The following is a 19,357-nucleotide window of genomic DNA, read 5'->3' on the forward strand; positions in this document are numbered from 1 at the left end:
ACAGCAAGATCTTAAGAACCAATAATCCTTTTATCTAAATAATTGAGGCGATCCCTTTTTGAACGAAGTACCCTTAGGTATTCTTGGTGGAATACTTTTCTGTCTAATTTTGCTTTCTGCTTTCTTTTCGAGTTCTGAAACAGGGATGCTGTCGATTAATAAATATCGCCTCAAGCACCTTGTGAAAAATAAGAACCGATCTGCAATGAAAGTAAGCTCCCTTCTTGAACGACCAGATAGACTTATTGGTGTTATTTTAATAGGAAATAACTTTGTTAATATCCTTGCCTCCGCAATTGCAACTATCATTGCCGTTCGCCTATGGGGCGATGCTGGTATAGCAATAGCAACAGCAGCACTTACCATGGTTGTATTGATTTTCGCAGAAGTTACGCCAAAAACGTTAGCAGCTATTCATCCAGAAAAAATAGCCTTCCCTGCTTCTTGGATACTAGCCATTCTATTAAAAGCACTTTACCCGTTAGTATGGATTGTAAATGGCTTATCAAATGGTTTATTGCGCTTAATTGGTGTTCACGCCTCTCAAAACAATCACGACACACTTGATTCTGAAGAGCTCAGAACCGTCGTGAACGAAGCTAGCGGCTTAATTCCTGCTGCCCACCAGGAAATGCTAATTTCTATTTTAGATTTAGAAAAAGTATCTGTTGAAGACATAATGATCCCTCGTAATGAGGTTGTTGGTATCGACATTGAAGACTCCATTGAAGAAATCATCGATCAAATCTGCCAAAGCAGACACACAAGGATGCCAGTCTATAATGGCGAGATAAATAAAGTCATTGGTATTCTGCATGCTAGACACGCCGCAGTTTTCCTTCGTGACCCAACACCATCTAAAGCAGCTCTTTTAAAAGCGACTGTCGAACCTTACTTTATCCCAGAAAGCACCTCACTAAACACTGTGCTATTAAATTTCCAAAAAGATCACCAACAAATGGGTGTCGTTGTTGATGAATATGGCGATGTACAAGGTATTGCCGCACTGGAAGATGTACTTGAAGAGATAGTAGGTGAATTCACACCAACTCAAGATGAAGAAGAAGAAATTCAAACACTAGATGATGGTTCATTTAGAATTGAAGGCTCAACCCACATCAGAGAAATCAATAAGGTATTAGATTGGCACTTACCAACTGATGGCCCCAAAACACTAAACGGCCTCATCATTGAAACACTAGAATTCATTCCAGAGCACCCAATCAGCCTATGGGTTGGGCACTACATGATAGAGATTCAAGAAATAGAAGATAAAGTTGTCAAATACGCGAAACTTCACCTAAAACGCTAAGGGAACACAATGAGATACTGCTCGAAATGCGGTCACTCCGTAAACATGACCATCCCTATTGGGGATAATCGCATTAGAGCAGTGTGCCCAAATTGTGAACACATAGAGTATGACAATCCAAGAATGATAACAGGAACTATTCCTCTTTATGACGGAAAAGTCCTATTGTGTCGAAGAAATATAGAGCCTCGCTTAGGTTTCTGGACATTACCTGCAGGCTTCATGGAAAATCAAGAAAGCGCAAGTGAAGGCGCACTCAGAGAAACCTTAGAAGAAAGTGGATCTGTGGCAAAATGCATCCAGCTATTTAGTATGTTTAGCATCCCACACATCAATCAGGTTCATATTTTTTACCTAGCAGAATTAGAAAAAGACGACTTCCATCCAACAGCAGAAAGCTCAGAGGTGGAGTTATTCGATTTAGATCAAATCCCTTGGGATGAATTGGCTTTTAGCAGTGTGAGTAAAACTCTGAAACACTTCATTAAAGACCATAAAGCTGGTCAATATCGACTACATGATGAAGTTATCACTGCCAACCAATTATCTGCCGATTAAGGCTCCACCAAGTAATTGTTGAATCACCTTAATATCTACTATATTGAATTACGATACTCAATTGTCTCAATAAAATAAGTCTTCTCACTTGCTGCAAGATGAATAGTCACCTCATCACCCTCTTGTTTTTTAAGTAATGCACGAGCTACAGGAGAGTCAATGCTAATATAGCTAGTATGATGATCCAGTTCGTCCGGACCAACAATACGATACTCTTTAAGCTCACCACTTTCATCCTCCAAAGTAACCCAAGCACCAAAAAACACACGCTTTTGATCACTAGGAAAACGATCTACCACTGTGTAAGCCTCTAAACGCTTTTCTAAATATCGTACTCGACCATCTATCTCACGCAGCTGCTTTTTTCCGTATATGTATTCTGCATTTTCAGAACGGTCGCCTTGTGCAGCAGCCTCACGAACCGTCTCTGTGACAGCGGGACGTTTTTCCTTCCACAGATACTTTAATTCTGCCAATAAAGCCTGAGCCCCTTCCTGAGTAATGTAAGCAGATTTTGGTGGGGACGGAGGACGATATCGACTCATTAGCAACAACCTAGAATTAAAAAATTAAACACGCGAGCAATGACTCAACAATAGAAACAAAAATGCCGCCAAGCAATAGCAATCACTTGGCGACATTTTGAAAACGTGAATCTCAGATATTATGACTCTTGCTTATGAAGATGAACATCCATTTGTGGATAAGGAATACCAACACCACGCTCATCAAATGCATACTTCACTTTCTCAAGAAGATCTGCACGAACCGTCCAATAGTCAGCAGCATTCACCCAAGGGCGAACAACAAAATTCACAGAACTATCCGCCAATTCAGAAACAGCAATAGTACATTCAGGATCTTTTAAAATGCGATCATCTGCCAAAACAATTTCTTGCATAATTTGTTTTGCCAAACGAATGTCTGCGTCATAGCTAATACCAACAACAAGATCTACACGACGCGTCTTTTCACGAGAAAAGTTAACAATCGAGCCATTCATCATTGCTGAATTAGGGATAATAACAACACGATTATCTGTTGTTTTTAAATAAGTATGGAACAGTTCGATACGATCTACCGTACCCATCTGGCCTGCACCATCGATGAAATCACCGCTTTTAAAAGGTCGCAAGATAATAATCAGAACACCTGATGCGAAGTTAGATAATGAACCCTGCAGTGCTAAACCAACAGCCAAACCTGCCGCACCAAGAATCGCAATAAAGGAAGTTGTTTCGACACCAATCTGACCCAACGCCATCAATGCAATTGCCGCAAACATCAAAGCGTAAAGAATGCTTGATGTAAAGCCTGCTACGGCTTTATCAACGGAAGATTTCAACATGCGATTTTCACACCATTTGGCTACTTTAGAGGCAACAAACTTGCCAATAAAAAATATAACCAAACCCATGAGCAAGTTAATCAACCCATCCATTACCAGTGGCAACCATTCGGACCCTTGGTCCAATAATTCCTGCATATCATTCATATCACTTACTCCATTATTATCCGTTGATAAAAACACGCTAAATAGCGTTTTCTACTCACATTTTTACTTCTACTAAATAACCATATTTTCATGGCTATTTAATGAATGAATAGGTTGTACACAATACTTATTCATAAATAAACAGCTTTATCGTAAAGATGTTTAAATACAAAAAGCCTTCAAAAGCCCGCCAATAAAGACATACAAGCTTAAAACCAACAAAGCTGTACATTTAGCCCTCATTAACAAAAACACACTATATTCTTAAGAAAAAATGTAATAACCACTCACAGGTATAAGGTATTAAGTGAAAGAATGGACACTAAGAGAACTCCTAGCACGCAACAAATGCTCGACGTGGGCTTTTTCACAAGCCTCCATTTCCCGACGAAACTTCACCTTGGCTTCCTTAGGTAAATCCTTCCATTGTTCATGCGTTGGAATATGCTCCGTCTTTTCCGTCACAATATAGAAAGCAGAAATATCCTCATGCTCAGACAGATCAACACCTAATTGATCTAGCAAATTTTTAATTCTAATACTCGCTTCGATCCAGCTCATCTCATTGGTATTGGCAACCTTCAAAAGTACATTGATACTATCAATACGTTTCTGACGCTCTACAATTATTCGCGCCTCACCATCCACAACTCTCTGCTTACGCATTCGATTAAGTTTGAGCTGACGAAAAATAAACCAAATAGATATAGCCATAACACCTATAGCTATAAACAAAAAAACTAAAAACACAGTTAAAGACATAATAAATTTAATCCAAAGCAATATACCAAGCCATCACATCTGACTCATTTTCTTATAAAAAACCGACTCACATTACCATCATTCAACTTAGAAAAAAGCTATTTATTAAGTTGTAACAAAGCAAATAAGTCATCAAATAAAACCGGCGATGACACCAACAAAGACTCACCATCAATAGCCTCAGGCCAATGACTTTGACTGGTAGAATAACGCCCAACTTTTGCCCCTGCTTCTTCCGCAATAAGAGCACCCGCCGCCATATCCCAAGGTTTTACCGTTTCGAAATACGCATCCAAACGCCCTGTCGCCACCCAACATAAATCCAACGCAGCAGAACCGTTGCGCCGCACATCCTGACAAGCATGCAAGACACGAGAAACACGCTCAATTATCGGCCCTAGAGCATCTTTGCTATAAGGGAAACCAGTTGCCACTAATGCATTACGCAATACTGAATTATCAGAGACAGAGAGTCGCTCATTATTACAATACGCACCATGTGACTTACAGGACCAATAGCATTCATTAAGAAATGGCGCATTCACCACTCCAACGATTCGCTCTCCTCTCAAATACAAGCCAATTGAAACCGCAACATGAGCATGTCCATGAGCAAAATTTACTGTGCCATCAATAGGATCGATAACCCACACAGGTACATCTATAGAAACAAGCTCAATATCAGGTGAAGACTCTTCCGACAAAATAAGATGATCTGGATAACGCTGCATTATATGAGCACATAAATACTGATCAATCGCCAAATCAGTTGTAGTTACCAGTTCATGATCATTTTTATAATCTCGAACAAACACCGCTTTATTTCGCGCTTCAACCATCATATCACCTGCGCTTACAGCAAGTATTTTAGCGAACTCCAACCATTCAAGGTGCACACTATTCGTCATAATAAGAACCAAGCCATATAGAGTAAATTAAGCTAAGCGACCATTCAGCCAAACGGAAATATCTTGAACCTGTTCAGGGCAAACAGAATGGGGCATTTCATAAGACTGGTATGAAACAGAAAAGCCCTTGGAAACCAACAAATCTCTTGCTTGAATTCCTAAAGCTGGCACAACAACAGGATCTTGTAGCCCATGATGAATCAAAATAGGTGTATTACCATTGACGCAATCTGTCGCTTCTGGCACTTCATCACCCTTAACCAAATAAGTTGATAACGCAAGAACACCAGCCAAGGTATGCTTTGTTCTCAATGCGGCTTGGTAGGCAATCACTCCACCCTGAGAAAAACCTGCTAATATAATGCGACTAGCAGAAATTCCCTTATTAATTTGATCCTCAATCAAAGCTTCTACTTGCTCATAAGATTCATCAATATTCGCCATATCGACTTTTCGATCCAACGTCATTTCATAAATATCATACCAAGCACGCATCGCCATGCCGCCATTAATTGTTACTGGCCGTTTAGGTGCATGGGGAAAAACAAAACGCACACCGAGATCTGACGATAAAGACAAAGCAGGCACTAAAGACTCAAAATCATGACCATCGGAACCAAGCCCATGCAACCAGATAATGGCGGCATCAGGTTGAGAACTGGTTTCCACGATGACAGAAGGTAATAAGTCGGTCATTCTTTAACTCTCCAAAAAATAGGCTATATCAGTTCGCTATAGCCTATCATACTGAAGGTCCTCACTCGACATAGTAAACCTAGTGCTCAACAGGAAAACGTACCTCAATTACTTCTTGAGCCTCATTCAATTTAAAAAGCACATCAGCTTGATCAGGCATCACAGCCAACAAATGACGAGTCAGTCGCTCATAATATTGTATAAAACGCTTTAACTCCTTTTCAGACATCACTTTTAAGTCAATTGTATCCAATAAAATGCCGTGAATATCATGCAAATGTTTTTCTAACATTCTCTCTTGCTTGTTACGCCAGTTATAAACAACATCATAATGAGGCGCCTGCATCCAAACCATCAAATCAATTTTGGAAAACAAGTTCTTATAATCTTTCTTTAGATGCTGGTTAATTGTTTTCCGCCATAAACCATCTACATCTATTTCTTTCTCAAGCTGGTTTATTGGACGTTTTAAAGCATTATTCATCGGTGGCGCACCAACACACCAACCTTCAAATAAGACAACATCAACAGGACCTTGAACCTCTTGCCATAAATGCACTGCTTTACGGTCATCTATCGACTTATCAAAACAAGGAAGCCGCATCACCTCACCTTCTTTAAGGTTTTTTAATCTCTCAAAGAGCACCATCGCCAGCTCAACATCATGAGTCCCTGGCACACCTCTGACGGAAAACATGTCTACTGTTTGTTTCGCATATTTCAGGCGATCATATCGAGTGCTATACAAGTCATCCAAACTCAGCACAATACAGTTTAAATTAAACCCCTTATGTAACACTCGACTAATCACACTACAGAAGGTCGTTTTCCCACACCCCTGAGCACCACCAACACCTACAAACAAAGGGCCTTTCCCTGTACTGGCCTTTTTATCTATCCAGTTAGAAAAAGGCAAATACAAACTATCAAGCTGATCAATCAAGGAGGAATCCGCATATAAAGAAGCCAAAGTTTGCCCTACTTCAAAACGCAGTCGATGTGATAAGGAGTCTGGTTGACTCGTATGTATATAGTTAGATTTATTATGTTGCTTAAGCATGATGAACACCCCTATACAAATTATTTTACTCAGTATAGTTGGGTGTACAAAAAACAAACAACATTTACACTAAATGATTAATCAAATGCAAGAACAAGTTGAAGAGGTTCAGGGGGAGATAATCGATACCCCACACCAATTAGACGTACTGGACGACTAGACCGAGAATAAGCCTGCGCCAGCAAAGCAGAAAACATATCATCTGTGAGCTTACTTTTAATGGCTTGCTCGATTGTGGTTTGCTTAAAATCATCAAATTTTATTTTCAGATAATATTTACTCAATTGCGATTCAACGTTTTTTCCCTTCATCCGTTTTTTTAAATCTGCCAACAACATGGGCAACACAGATAAACACTCTTTAAGATCAAGCAAATCCTTCGAAAAAGTATGCTCAACAGAAATGCTCTTTCTTTCCCTTGAAATAGTCACCGGTCGATTATCAATTCCCAAAGCAAACTGGGATAATCGAAACGCCATACTTCCAAATTTCTTTTGCAATAACGCGAAGTCTAACTTTTGCAAATCCGCACAACTAAACACATCCAGTGAAGCCAGCTTTTCCTGAGCAACTCGACCAATGCCCGATATTGATTTAACAGGAATATTTGATACAAATTCGAATTGCTTTTCAGGCGTTACAACCGTTAAACCATCAGGCTTCTTCCAATCACTTGCAACTTTTGCAATGAACTTATTTGTCGCCACACCTGCAGAAACAGTGATTCCGACTTCATCAAAAATTCGAGCGCGAATCTCTTCCGCAATACGAGTAGCGCTACCTTGAAAATGCTCGGAACCTGTCACATCAAGATAAGCTTCATCTAAAGACAATGGCTCAATAACATCAGTATAATCACGAAAAATTGTGTGCATTTGCTGAGAAGCAAATCGATATTTAGTCATATCACCAGGAATCACCAACAATGAAGGACAAAGACGCTTAGCAACAGACGTTGGCATAGCCGAGCGAACACCATAAGCGCGCGCCACATAATTTGCAGTAGCTAAAACACCACGACGATCAATAGAACCCCCAATGGCAATTGGAATGTCTCGCAAATCAGGATCGTCACGCATCTCTATTGCGGCATAAAAACAGTCGGCATCAATATGAATAATTTTACGGTTTTGTAACATAGAGATTTAAAGCAAACCTAACATAACTGTATAAAAAAACAGTATACAACAAAGCAATTAAAAATCGCTAAACTCAGCCACTGGATAGATAAACTTTCTTTTAGATAGACGACGCATAAAGTAAAATAATTGAGAAATTTAATAAAACAGGACAAAAACAATAATTTCAGCACTAAAAACAAAGAAAATTACGTTTTTAAGGACGCAAACATGGACGCTAGTTAGTAAAATAGTTTACATTTTGTTCATTAGATTAGTTATGTTAAAAAATAATTTTTTTTCAGGTAAACTATCCACAATAAACGCCCCCAGCAATGATTCGCTAAATTGAAATGGCTTTAAAGAAAGCCGCATTATACGTATTCAATGCGAGGCATTAGGGCAAAGACTTCTATATAAAGGGCACCATCATGACACTACCATTTAGAATTTTTTTAATTGCCATAGGCACAATAATTCTTACCGGTTGCCAAAACCTTAATCAGCAAGGAACAGCTGGAACAGGCTGTACATCTGTCGCTCCATGTAATGGCAATGTCGTTGGTGATACGTCATATTCTGGCTACACTCAAAACAATGGATATGTACAAAATGGTGCAGTTAATGCAAACAACACTATTGCTGTGATCAAGCAAGAACCTATTGTGGTTACCGCTACAGGTTATGCAGCTATGACAACAAATAAACGCTTAACCAAATCTCAAGCGCGTATCATGACATTGCGCAGCTCTATGTTGGATGCCTATAGAAACCTGTCAGAACGTGTTTATGGTTTGAAAATCGATGGCTCTAGCTCATTAAGCAATATGGTTTTGCAAAATGATGAATTAAGAACGTACGTTGATGCTTATTTGGTCGGTGCGAAAGTTGTGTCTCAAAGAGAACACGAAGACGGTACATTTGAGACAGTTGTTGAAATGGCTTTACAAGAAAATTTCCGACAATGCGTAACTTCAGCCCAAGGTATTAATTCAAACCCTAACTGCCAAGTCACTCCTGGTTACCGCGCGATCAATGTCGAAAATTCTGCTCCGACGACTAACTTTTATAGCATTGAATAATAATGTTAACTATTAAATATTTTTTTATTATTAGTTGTAGTTTTTTACTATCAACAGCCTCTTTTGCAAAAACCATTGAGGCTATCGGCGAAGCAGTAATTTACAATGACGATATTGTAGACGCACGTTACAGAGCAACCCAACAAGCAATAAAGCAAGCTGTCTTGGAGTCTGGCTCTCGAGTCAATGTAAAAGATGAGTTAAGCAATGGAGAGCTTGAATCCAACTTAGAAATCCGCAGCTCAGGTCACATCCAAAGAGCCAGAATAATATCCGAAGAACAAAACGGAGACTTTCTTACTGTTATCGCGCGAGTTGAAGTCACTCCTGATTCTCAATGCAGCACAGGCCCTACTAATTACTATAAAAAAACAGTTGGCGTGACAGGCTTTGAACTACAAGTCCCACAACAAGCAAGACTTGGAGAACTTAGTAATATTTCCCGCGAGCTTCCTAAAAATCTGGCAAACGAAATCAATAAACAGGGCTACCTAAAAGCCCTAACAGCAACAAATATCGCCATTTATCCCGACCTCATCAATGCCCCTTCCTCAACTAACTTTGACGGATCACTGACTAACGTTACTCGCATTAGCGAACAATTAGGCGTTCAATATATTGTAAGTGGAGTCATAAGAGATATAGGTGAAGTCTATCTAAGACGTCCAAATGACAAAAATGCAAAAGACTTTTTAGATGAAGGAATAGATAAAGAAAGAAACTTTGTGGTCGATATATACATATATGATGGTTTTAGTGGTGCACTTTTATTTGAGCATCGCTATAGCGAAATAGGTAATTGGGATATTTCAGACCATGTTAGAGTAGGTTTTGGCAGCGCTAAGTTTTGGTCAATCCATTATGGAAAAGTAGTTCAACAAGCATTAAAAGAAAGCGCACTCGATGCAAGTGAAGAACTTCGCTGCCAACCCTTCATAGCGAATATTTTCCGCACTGAAGGCAATCGAATTCATATTGCTGCAGGCTCATTAGCCGGCATAAAGCAAGGTGATAAATTTAATATCTATCGACGCTATGAGGTCTTCAATCAGTTGCAATCAGCACAAACTCAGCTGAACAATGCCAATATCAGTGTTACAATAAAGCAAGTGCAGCCCAACTTTTCAGTTGGCGAGCTGGTTGTTGACTCTCATATTTTGAATGTACAACAACAAGATGTCGTAATTGCATGGTAGTTTTTATATAACCGCGCCCATACATGAACAAATGGCGCCTTTTATTAGTTAATTTTTTAGGATAGACATCATGAACAACGAATTACTACACCACCTAGAGCAACGCATCAACGAAGCGGTTGAAGAAATAAGTTCTTTACGTAAACGCGTTTCTGAATTAGAAATGCAGAATTATGAACTTAGCGAAGAAAAAAGCGAACTTGAAAACGCCCTAAACCAATCAAAAGAACAGCAATCAAACTGGGAATCATCGCTTTCGCAAATGCTAAGTCGATTAAATAAAATGGATGATAAACAATGAAGCGACTCTTATTTGTAGCCCTAGCATTAATAAGCTCAGCAACATTAGCAGAAGGCCAAATTGCAAGCTTAGTAAACTTTGAATCTACGGCTGCACGCCCAGATAGCAATGGCGATACAGACAATGTAACGTCAATACTCAATACCAATATGGAGTTCACCACACCGACAAATATTTCTTTTTATGGTGGATTTTCTTTTGTACTTGGCGAAACATTTGAAAGCTCTGTTACCATAGGATCTCGATTCTACAGCTCATCACCAGCCTTTCAAATTATCCCAGGGGCTCCAATGTGGTCATATATTGGTGGAGGGGTATCTTTCTATGAAGATACCGTATATTACCCAGAGGCAGGATTTCGCATAGCAACATCCGATTCATCTAGACTAGATGTGTATATCAAAATTTTAAATAGCAGTAATGAGACTTATGATAAACATATCATGATTGGCGCAGGACTGACTTTTTAAGAAACATGAAGCCATTATTTCTATTTATCTTCGGCTTTTTAGTTATTACTACCTATATCGGATGGCAAAACAACAAAAATATATCGATCATTCTACCAAGTGACGATCAACTTAGAGAAATGATTGGTACAAGCAATACACCACATATCTCGCTATCTCCAATACAAAATTGAGTCCTATGCTTTTATGGAACAACTTATTGCCAAACTCGAAGCAAGGATTGACTGGCTAGCCGAGCAGCTAGAAAGCGCTAACGAGGAAATTAAGCGACTAAAGGAAAAGAATAACGACCCCATTGAATACAGCGCCTCAATGGATCTATTGCAACACATGGCAGACAGCTCTACTGAAGATTCACTGCAGCTTTATATTGAAGACTCTTTAGATCTTTTAGTAACCGCAACGCCCCCTGAACAAGCAATAGAAGCAAAACCAGCTGAATATCAATTGAACTTTGAGCTATCCTACGAGCATGCTGATATCAGCAGCACAACTACCACGACAACAGAACAGATTGATTACATGACTACACAACAACCTGAGCTTCACGACTTGCAAGAAAACGATTCCCTAGACGAGAACACCACTAGCGCACTAGAAGCAAGTGAGAGTACCGTAGAGACAGCGACCTTGACGCCAGAGCAAAAGAAACGTCAAAAAAATCAAAAAAACAATCGTCGCCTTATAAAGATGCTTGAAGACCGTTATCCAAAAGCATTCGACTGGAACCAACCCAAGCCACTAAAAGTCGGCATAGACAAAGATATGGTTTTAGATGATGACTTTAATGCTAGCAAACAAAAGCGTGCTCTAGCTGCATACACTCGCTCAGATCGATATAAGAAATGTCTACTATCTGGTCAACCTAGAATAGATCTCGAAGGTGTTGCCGTTAACAATGAGCCAGCCCTGCCTGAATCTATGATTCCAGCAAAAGCCAAAACAACACCAACAAGAACAACTAGTAGGCCTGTTAGAGAGAAATCTACCCAACCAACAAGAAACAAACAAAAACCTCAATCAAAAGCTAAACCTAGCAAAAAACCGACAAGTACACCCCGTCAAGATGAAATTTATGACAACTTATCCCCAGAAGAGCGAATGAAAGCTAAATTAGAAAAATTATTAAATAAATCTTAAAAAAGTATTTACATATGAAAGCGCGGCTTATACTATATGCCGCGCTGCTGTGGAGGGGTTCCCGAGTGGCCAAAGGGAGCAGATTGTAAATCTGCCACGAAAGTTTCGGTGGTTCGAATCCACCTCCCTCCACCATTAATTCTTTTCTTTATAGATCAACACCTTACCTATAACACCAAAACATCTATATCCTTAAAACAGAATCTAAAAAACCACACCTTAACTCATCATATATTTATCCATCCAATATAACCCACAAAACCAAAACATAAATAAATCATTCAAAAAAACTAAAAATTAAACCAGTTAACCACAAACTTATACACAAAAACCCCATCAAAAATAAACCACCACAAACCTCCTTTAGACGATTAGACGATTAGACGATTAGACGATTAGACGATTAGACGATTAGACGATTAGACGATTAGACGATTAGACGATTAGACGATTAGACGATTAGACGATTAGACGATTAGACGATTAGACGATTAGACGATTTTTTCAGAAAAGACACAAAGAAGATAATGAAATAAGTAACCGAAAGGTAATAAGAATGGTGGGCCGTACTGGATTCGAACCAGTGACCAATTGATTAAAAGTCAACTGCTCTACCAACTGAGCTAACGGCCCGCTCAAAACTTATATTATAAAACTGATGGTCGGAGTAGAGAGATTCGAACTCCCGACATCCTGCTCCCAAAGCAGGCGCGCTACCAGACTGCGCTATACTCCGAAATGGCTCCTCGAACTGGACTCGAACCAGTGACCCAATGATTAACAGTCATTTGCTCTACCAACTGAGCTATCGAGGAATTAATCAGATAATGCAGAATCAAAGCATTGGGATAGTGGTGGGCCGTACTGGATTCGAACCAGTGACCAATTGATTAAAAGTCAACTGCTCTACCAACTGAGCTAACGGCCCGACTATCAGTGTAATGGGGTGGACGATGGGGCTTGAACCCACGACCGCCGGAATCACAATCCGGAGCTCTACCAACTGAGCTACGCCCACCATTACAAGGTGATGATAAAAAAATGGTCGGAGTAGAGGGATTCGAACCCCCGACATCCTGCTCCCAAAGCAGGCGCGCTACCAGACTGCGCTATACTCCGATTGGCTCCTCGAACTGGACTCGAACCAGTGACCCAATGATTAACAGTCATTTGCTCTACCAACTGAGCTATCGAGGAACTAATTTTATCTTGTTCGCAACACACTTCCTTTAAGGAAGATGGCGGAGGAGGAGAGATTCGAACTCTCGGTAGGCTATTAACCTACGCCAGTTTTCAAGACTGGTGCATTAAACCGCTCTGCCACCCCTCCGTTGCGAGCGAGGTGTATATTACTGATTTGAAATTTCAGTGCAACATTTTTTTGTAAAAAAGTTAATTTTTTTCACTTATATAGCCTTGTTCGGCTGAAGTCCGGATCCAAACGTTAGAATACCAGTAATATTGACGACCTGAATTATCTGGCATAGTACAGTTAATACGACCACGACCTGTATTGAATGCCTTACTTGCCGTAGCAATCACTTCAGTATCAGATACCCAATCAAGCGAAGCCTTACCTTGGCCAGATACATAACATGCTAAGTCTTTTAAGCGGTATTTACCTTCTTTAAAAGTTAAACCAAGAGAGACAGCTTGATCCGTCGCAAAATCACCACCAGTCGTCACAGAAAGCAAAGGCATTGGCTTCGCATTCAGTTTAGTTTTTAACGTTGATAACTTCGCATAAGAGCCTGAGGCAGGAAAACGAGGAAGATTTGCAAAGTCAGAGTCAGCACTCACGACGCCAGACTGCTGCCCAAAAGCAATTATCTCTCTATCTTTCACCATACTACGAATAGTCTCATTAGACTCTCCATATGGGTACGCCAACATTTTTGGTGAATGCCCAAGGTTCTTGATGAGTAAATCTTCTACCGTGTCCACTTCATTGGTCATACGAGACAACCAAGCGTCATATGACTCACCTTCATTTTTTCGTAACATGTAAGGATGATTGATCGTGTGATTAGCAAACACAGCGCCAAACTTTTCCATCTCTTTCATTTGTTCCCAAGTCAAAGCATTACTACGCTTAGCTTCCACTGGCTCACTATTAATAAAAACAGTAAAGGGATATTCTCGTTCAGCTAAGATAGGAAAGGCGCCGCTATAAATATCACGATAAGAATCATCAAAAGTGATGGCCACAGCCTTATCAGGTAAAGCTTCATTCACTTTTAATTTATCCAAGGCGATACGTAAATCTACAACATGAAATCCCGCACTCTGTAAATAATCCATGTGCCCAATAAATTCTTCTTCAGTCAGAGAAGTAGATCTAGGAGTTGTAGCACTCACGTGATGGTATTGAAGGATAGGCAAATAATCTTGAGCCTGAACAGCCATACTTGCACTTAACACACCAATCACAGCTCCGTAGTGAACCTTAGACAACATATCCTTTCCTCTTTGTTTAATATTTGCGCTCATTCTACTCGACTAACCAAGCCATTGACCAGAAAAGCCATATAAGATCATCATAAACTGTTATGCCTATTTTACTACATCACTGCATCTACTTTTATACGTCCAGTCCTCCTACACTCATAATAAATACAGACAATCAACATATAAGCTGATACGTAAAAGACGACTCGATAATTCAAACGTGAAGCGGTTAATAAAAGGAAGCACAGATGAGTAAAATAGCATTCTATACAAAACTCGACACAGAATTAGCATCACTCAAACAACAAGGACTCTATAAAGAAGAGCGCCCTCTTATTAGTCCACAAGACAGTGAAATTACAACGCAAGACCAGATCTCTCTTATTAATTTATGTGCTAATAACTATCTTGGTTTAGCCAATGATAAAAACGTTACTAAAGCAGCTCATAAAGCACTGGATGAATATGGTTACGGTATGGCTTCTGTTCGCTTTATCTGTGGCACCCAAAACATACACACAGAATTAGAAAGGAGCATCAGTAATTTTTTAAAAATGGAAGATACTATCCTGTATTCATCTTGTTTTGATGCGAACGGCGGTTTGTTTGAAACGCTATTAGATAAAGAAGACGCCGTAATAAGCGATGCGTTAAACCATGCCAGCATCATTGATGGTATTCGTTTATGTAAAGCCAAACGCTATCGTTATGCAAACAATGATATGGCCGAGCTGGAGCAAGCCTTGATACAAGCCGACATTGACGGAGCTCGTACTAAACTGATCGTAACGGATGGAGTCTTTTCAATGGATGGCATCATTGCCAATCTATCTGCAATTTGCGACCTTGCTGACAAATACAAGGCGCTTGTCATGGTCGATGATTCTCATGCTGTGGGTTTTTTAGGCGAGAATGGCCGTGGTAGCCACGAATATTGCCAAGTAATGGGACGAATCGACATAATTACAGGGACATTAGGTAAAGCCTTAGGGGGGCTTCTGGCGGTTACACTAGTGCATCAAAAAATATCGTAGACTGGTTGCGTCAGCGCTCTCGCCCCTATTTATTCTCGAACTCATTGTCACCTATTATTACCGCGACGAGCCTAAGCATTATTGAATCACTCAAAACGGCCAATACTGCTCGGGAGCAACTAAAAACCAACAGCCAGTATTTCCGTGCAAAAATGAGTGAATTGGGCTTTCACCTCACTCCAGGCGATCACCCAATTATTCCGGTTATTTTAGGTGACGCAAAGCTTGCTCAGGAAATGGCAAGCGCACTGTACAAAGAAGGCGTTTTTGTCACTGGCTTTGCTTACCCAGTCGTTCCTATGGGCAAAGCAAGAATACGTACTCAAATGTCTGCGTCTTTAACAAAAGAACAGCTTGACCACGCCATTACAAGCTTCGCGAAAGTCGGCCGTGAAATGGGTGTTATTGAAGGAAAAACACAATGAAAACACTTGCTAAGCTTCACGCCGAAAAAGGCATCTGGATGAGACAAACCGACTATCCAGAATGCGGGCACAATGATGTAATCATTAAAATCAGCAAAACGGCAATTTGTGGTACTGATATGCACATTTATCAATGGGATGATTGGGCACAAAATACCATCCCTGTTCCAATGACTGTCGGCCATGAGTTTGTTGGTGTAATCGAAGAAATTGGCCCTGAAGTAACAGGGCTAGATATTGGTGACAGAGTCTCTGGCGAAGGTCATATTACCTGCGGCCATTGTCGTAATTGTCGTGCTGGACGCCGTCATTTATGCCGAGAAACCTTAGGCGTTGGTGTCAATCGTACAGGAGCTTTTGCGGAGTATCTTGTTATTCCTGCCACAAATGCCTTTAAAATCCCTGATGATATCAGTGATGACATGGCATCTATTCTTGACCCTCTTGGCAATGCGACACATACGGCACTGTCTTTTGACTTAATCGGTGAAGACGTTTTAATCACAGGTGCAGGCCCAATTGGCGCCATGGCCGCCGCCATAGCAAAGCACGTCGGTGCCCGGAATGTCGTCATTACAGACATCAACGATTTCCGCCTAAATCTTGCTAAAAAAATGGGCGCAACTCGTACCGTCAACGTTGCAAAAGAATCTTTAAAAGATGTCATGAACGAACTCGGTATGCATGAAGGGTTTGATGTGGGCTTAGAAATGTCAGGCAACGATATCGCTTTTCGCACCATGCTGGAGTGTATGAACCATGGCGGCAAGGTTGCCATGCTTGGTATTCCAGGAAAAGACACATTAATCGATTGGAATCAGGTGATTTTCAAAGGCCTTATTATCAAAGGAATCTATGGGCGAGAAATGTACGAGACCTGGTATAAAATGATCTCGATGCTGCAATCTGGATTAGATATTAATCCAATCATTACACATCACTTTAAAGTAGATGATTTCCAAAAAGGTTTTGACACCATGGCATCTGGACAATCTGGAAAAGTTGTACTTGATTGGAATTAAATCCACCTAAGTTATTGCGTCTAGAAGGTGATCGCGTTAGCGTAATTCTTTTAGACGCAAACAGAGCAACAACATGTTAGAAATTGGCACTCAAACGCATCCACTCCCAAATCAAGATGCTCTTTATATTTTATTACATCGTAGCCAAGTATTAGTTGAACAAGATAATCAATTTTTAATCCCCTTTACCCACTTTCAACCCAATGCAAATATGAACGCGGTATATTGCGGTCAATGGAATGGGCAAGATATCTTTGTTTGCCGCTTCGAATCTATACCAAAGGGTTTCACAGAAATGGCGCTGCGGGAGCTACTTTTCTTACAAGACCAAGATCATTACATTCTTTTGAGCCGAGCCCATCAATTATCAACTTGGGACAGAGACCATCAATTTTGTGGGCGATGCGGCACGGTAATGAAAGAAAAACACACAAAAGAACATGCAAAAATCTGCCCATCTTGCAATTTGAGGCATTACCCTCGCATTTCTCCTTGCGTCATTATCTCTATCCGTAAAGACAACCAAGTATTACTTGCTCGTGGATTACATGCCCCCAAAGGCAAATTCAGTAACATAGCGGGATTTGTTGAAGCCGGTGAAACATTAGAGCAAGCCGCCGCCCGAGAAATACGAGAAGAGGTTGGAATAGAAGTTAAAAACATACGCTACGCAAGCAGCCAACCCTGGTCTTTTCCTCATCAACTCATGGTTGGATTTTTTGCTGATTATGAAAGCGGTGAGATTACACCAGCACCTGGCGAAATAGACGAAGCGGATTGGTACCCAATTGATAATTTACCTCATATTCCAAATCGAGTGACTATCTCAGGTCAGCTCATCTTGAATCATATAGAACACATAAAAAACAGCTAAAACAAAAAAGGCCTCATTTGAGGCCTTTTACACTTCATCGACTTAAGTTAGAACTACTCAGTGATGACTTTATAGCATGGCACATAATCACTACCTGGAAGTTTCATACGCTGCTGACTAACAAAAGCCTGTAACAAAGCATCCAGTTTCGCCAATAAACCCTTATCACCATGAATTTCAAACGGCCCAAACTCTTTAATGTAAGCTACACCTTGCGCTTTTACATTTCCCGCTACAATAGACGAGAAGGCACGACGCAAGTCCGCTGCTAACAAATGCGTTTCTTGCCCAAAATGAAGGTTTAATTCACGAACTTTTTCATGTGTTGGCTCAAATGGATGTTGAAATTCCTCAGGGATATGCAACTTCCAATTATAATAAAAAGCATCTTGGTGTGTTTTACGGTACTGACGAACGTCTTCCATACCTTTCTTCATAACACGAGCGACTTCCACTTCGTCTTCTATAATGATGCGATATTTACTCTGGGCTTCAATACCCAATACATCACCGATAAAAGTATGAATCTGTTCAAAATAATCAGCACTCTCTTTCGGCCCAGTGAACACCAAAGGAAAAGGTATATCTGCATTATTAGGGTGTAAAAGAATCCCCAATATATAAAGAATCTCTTCTGCTGTGCCAGCACCACCAGGAAAAACGACAATCCCATGGCCAGCACGAACAAAAGCCTCAAGACGCTTTTCAATGTCTGGCATGATTACCAATTGATTCACAATAGGATTCGGAGATTCGGCTGCAATAATACCGGGCTCAGTCAAACCTAGATAAACACCATCTTTAATACGCTGTTTTGCATGGGCGATGGTTGCCCCTTTCATTGGACCTTTCATTGCGCCAGGACCACACCCAGTACAAATATTCAGTTCACGCAGCCCCAGCTCATGACCAACACGCTTAGTATAATCGTATTCATGGCGTGCGATAGAGTGCCCACCCCAACAAACAATCATGTCTGGATTTTGAATACGACGAAACACATCTGCATTACGCAACAGTTCAAATACAACGTTCGTTAATTTATCTGAACTGGCATTTTCTAAACCACTCGCAAGGTTATATTCATGCTGAGTAAAAATAATATCGCGCAAAACACTGAACAACATTTCGCGAACACTGCTTATCATTTTTCCATCGACAAAAGCACTACTTGGTGCATTTTTTAATTGAAGCTTAACACCACGTTCTTGCTGTATAACCTGAATATCAAAATCTTTAAATTCTTCCACAGCCGCTTGCGGATCATCAGAATCACTTCCACAGTTCAAAATAGCCAAAGCACAACGATGAAATAAATCATGAAGTTCACCAGATTCTTCTGACAAACGGGCTATCTCATCATGGGATAGCATTTCCAACGCACCTTTGGGTGCGACTAACGCATCAACGCGATCTTCATTTTGCATTGATCGCCCTCCTTACTATTAATTTATTG

At 40.3% G+C, this 19,357-nt stretch carries 18 protein-coding genes, 9 tRNA genes and 1 pseudogene; 11 read left to right on the forward strand and 17 right to left on the reverse strand.

What is annotated here, in order from left to right:
- Nucleotides 1–58: 58 nt before the first annotated feature.
- Both AC0L3Y_RS02255 and AC0L3Y_RS02260 read left to right on the forward strand, forming a co-directional pair.
- Nucleotides 59–1,312: an HlyC/CorC family transporter gene (locus AC0L3Y_RS02255; protein WP_473468245.1), complete on the forward strand. Its 1,254-nt coding sequence runs from the start codon at nt 59–61 to the stop codon at nt 1,310–1,312.
- Between the two features lie 9 nt (nt 1,313–1,321).
- Entirely contained in the window at nt 1,322–1,870 is a 549-nt protein-coding gene (locus AC0L3Y_RS02260; protein ID WP_473468247.1) for an NUDIX hydrolase, read from the forward strand.
- Between the two features lie 38 nt (nt 1,871–1,908).
- On the opposite strand, the gene greB is transcribed toward AC0L3Y_RS02260, so the two are convergent.
- From greB to dinB, 7 genes are all read right to left on the reverse strand, one after another.
- Nucleotides 1,909–2,415 carry a transcription elongation factor GreB gene (gene greB, locus AC0L3Y_RS02265; protein WP_473468250.1) on the reverse strand — a complete coding sequence of 169 codons (507 nt, stop codon included), beginning with the start codon at nt 2,413–2,415 and terminating at the stop codon, nt 1,909–1,911.
- A gap of 119 nt (nt 2,416–2,534) precedes the next feature.
- Nucleotides 2,535–3,365 (reverse strand): mechanosensitive ion channel family protein, encoded by an 831-nt coding sequence (locus AC0L3Y_RS02270; RefSeq protein ID WP_473468252.1) that lies wholly within the window; start codon nt 3,363–3,365, stop codon nt 2,535–2,537.
- A gap of 303 nt (nt 3,366–3,668) precedes the next feature.
- Nucleotides 3,669–4,079, reverse strand: a complete 411-nt coding sequence (locus AC0L3Y_RS02275; protein ID WP_473468255.1) for a DUF2489 domain-containing protein — start codon at nt 4,077–4,079, stop codon at nt 3,669–3,671.
- 146 nt (nt 4,080–4,225) lie between these two features.
- A complete protein-coding gene (locus tag AC0L3Y_RS02280; protein ID WP_473468257.1) occupies nt 4,226–5,035 on the reverse strand; it encodes an inositol monophosphatase family protein in 810 nt (269 codons plus the stop codon).
- Between the two features lie 27 nt (nt 5,036–5,062).
- Nucleotides 5,063–5,731, reverse strand: a complete 669-nt coding sequence (locus tag AC0L3Y_RS02285; RefSeq protein WP_473468261.1) for an alpha/beta hydrolase — start codon at nt 5,729–5,731, stop codon at nt 5,063–5,065.
- Nucleotides 5,732–5,810: 79 nt separating this feature from the next.
- Complete coding sequence (locus AC0L3Y_RS02290) at nt 5,811–6,791, reverse strand: hypothetical protein (protein WP_473468263.1); 981 nt, start codon at nt 6,789–6,791, stop codon at nt 5,811–5,813.
- Nucleotides 6,792–6,868: 77 nt separating this feature from the next.
- Nucleotides 6,869–7,930: a DNA polymerase IV gene (gene dinB / locus AC0L3Y_RS02295; RefSeq protein WP_473468265.1), complete on the reverse strand. Its 1,062-nt coding sequence runs from the start codon at nt 7,928–7,930 to the stop codon at nt 6,869–6,871.
- A gap of 410 nt (nt 7,931–8,340) precedes the next feature.
- Here dinB and AC0L3Y_RS02300 point away from each other — a divergent pair, with 410 nt between their 5' ends.
- The 6 genes from AC0L3Y_RS02300 to AC0L3Y_RS02325 all read left to right on the forward strand — a co-directional run bounded on the left by AC0L3Y_RS02300 (nt 8,341) and on the right by AC0L3Y_RS02325 (nt 12,233).
- Nucleotides 8,341–8,991 (forward strand): LPP20 family lipoprotein, encoded by a 651-nt coding sequence (locus AC0L3Y_RS02300; protein ID WP_473468267.1) that lies wholly within the window; start codon nt 8,341–8,343, stop codon nt 8,989–8,991.
- Between the two features lie 2 nt (nt 8,992–8,993).
- Nucleotides 8,994–10,187 (forward strand): flagellar assembly protein T N-terminal domain-containing protein, encoded by a 1,194-nt coding sequence (locus tag AC0L3Y_RS02305; RefSeq protein ID WP_473468269.1) that lies wholly within the window; start codon nt 8,994–8,996, stop codon nt 10,185–10,187.
- Between the two features lie 70 nt (nt 10,188–10,257).
- Complete coding sequence (locus tag AC0L3Y_RS02310) at nt 10,258–10,488, forward strand: cell division protein ZapB (protein ID WP_473468272.1); 231 nt, start codon at nt 10,258–10,260, stop codon at nt 10,486–10,488.
- Entirely contained in the window at nt 10,485–10,958 is a 474-nt protein-coding gene (locus tag AC0L3Y_RS02315; RefSeq protein WP_473468274.1) for a hypothetical protein, read from the forward strand. The genes AC0L3Y_RS02310 and AC0L3Y_RS02315 overlap by 4 nt, the downstream gene beginning before the upstream one ends.
- Before the next feature lie 186 nt (nt 10,959–11,144).
- Entirely contained in the window at nt 11,145–12,098 is a 954-nt protein-coding gene (locus AC0L3Y_RS02320) for a ProQ/FINO family protein (RefSeq protein ID WP_473468276.1), read from the forward strand.
- A 51-nt stretch (nt 12,099–12,149) separates the two neighbouring features.
- Nucleotides 12,150–12,233: transfer RNA gene (locus AC0L3Y_RS02325), tRNA-Tyr, on the forward strand.
- Between the two features lie 422 nt (nt 12,234–12,655).
- Here AC0L3Y_RS02325 and AC0L3Y_RS02330 read toward each other — a convergent pair.
- From AC0L3Y_RS02330 to AC0L3Y_RS02370, 9 genes are all read right to left on the reverse strand, one after another.
- Nucleotides 12,656–12,731, reverse strand: a tRNA-Lys gene (locus AC0L3Y_RS02330).
- 26 nt (nt 12,732–12,757) lie between these two features.
- A tRNA-Pro gene (locus AC0L3Y_RS02335) sits at nt 12,758–12,834 on the reverse strand.
- Between the two features lie 3 nt (nt 12,835–12,837).
- Nucleotides 12,838–12,913: transfer RNA gene (locus tag AC0L3Y_RS02340), tRNA-Asn, on the reverse strand.
- A gap of 37 nt (nt 12,914–12,950) precedes the next feature.
- Nucleotides 12,951–13,026: transfer RNA gene (locus AC0L3Y_RS02345), tRNA-Lys, on the reverse strand.
- 14 nt (nt 13,027–13,040) lie between these two features.
- Nucleotides 13,041–13,116 (reverse strand) — tRNA-His (locus AC0L3Y_RS02350).
- A 24-nt stretch (nt 13,117–13,140) separates the two neighbouring features.
- A tRNA-Pro gene (locus AC0L3Y_RS02355) sits at nt 13,141–13,217 on the reverse strand.
- Between the two features lie 2 nt (nt 13,218–13,219).
- Nucleotides 13,220–13,295, reverse strand: a tRNA-Asn gene (locus AC0L3Y_RS02360).
- A gap of 42 nt (nt 13,296–13,337) precedes the next feature.
- Nucleotides 13,338–13,428 (reverse strand) — tRNA-Ser (locus AC0L3Y_RS02365).
- 62 nt (nt 13,429–13,490) lie between these two features.
- A complete protein-coding gene (locus tag AC0L3Y_RS02370) occupies nt 13,491–14,555 on the reverse strand; it encodes a polysaccharide deacetylase family protein (protein ID WP_473468279.1) in 1,065 nt (354 codons plus the stop codon).
- 239 nt (nt 14,556–14,794) lie between these two features.
- Between AC0L3Y_RS02370 and AC0L3Y_RS02375 the strand changes: the two are divergent.
- The 3 genes and pseudogenes from AC0L3Y_RS02375 (at nt 14,795) to nudC (ending at nt 17,901) form a co-directional block, all read left to right on the forward strand.
- Nucleotides 14,795–16,005: pseudogene (locus AC0L3Y_RS02375) on the forward strand (glycine C-acetyltransferase).
- On the forward strand, nt 16,002–17,027 hold the full coding sequence (gene tdh, locus AC0L3Y_RS02380; RefSeq protein WP_473468281.1) for an L-threonine 3-dehydrogenase: 1,026 nt from the start codon (nt 16,002–16,004) through the stop codon (nt 17,025–17,027). Before AC0L3Y_RS02375 ends, tdh begins: the two are co-directional and overlap by 4 nt.
- A 73-nt stretch (nt 17,028–17,100) precedes the next feature.
- Complete coding sequence (gene nudC / locus AC0L3Y_RS02385; RefSeq protein WP_473468283.1) at nt 17,101–17,901, forward strand: NAD(+) diphosphatase; 801 nt, start codon at nt 17,101–17,103, stop codon at nt 17,899–17,901.
- A gap of 53 nt (nt 17,902–17,954) precedes the next feature.
- Here the strand turns inward: nudC and ppnN are convergent, their stop codons facing one another.
- Complete coding sequence (gene ppnN / locus AC0L3Y_RS02390; protein WP_473468285.1) at nt 17,955–19,328, reverse strand: nucleotide 5'-monophosphate nucleosidase PpnN; 1,374 nt, start codon at nt 19,326–19,328, stop codon at nt 17,955–17,957.
- Nucleotides 19,329–19,357: the final 29 nt, after the last annotated feature.

Source organism: Marinomonas sp. GJ51-14, from assembly GCF_055808695.1.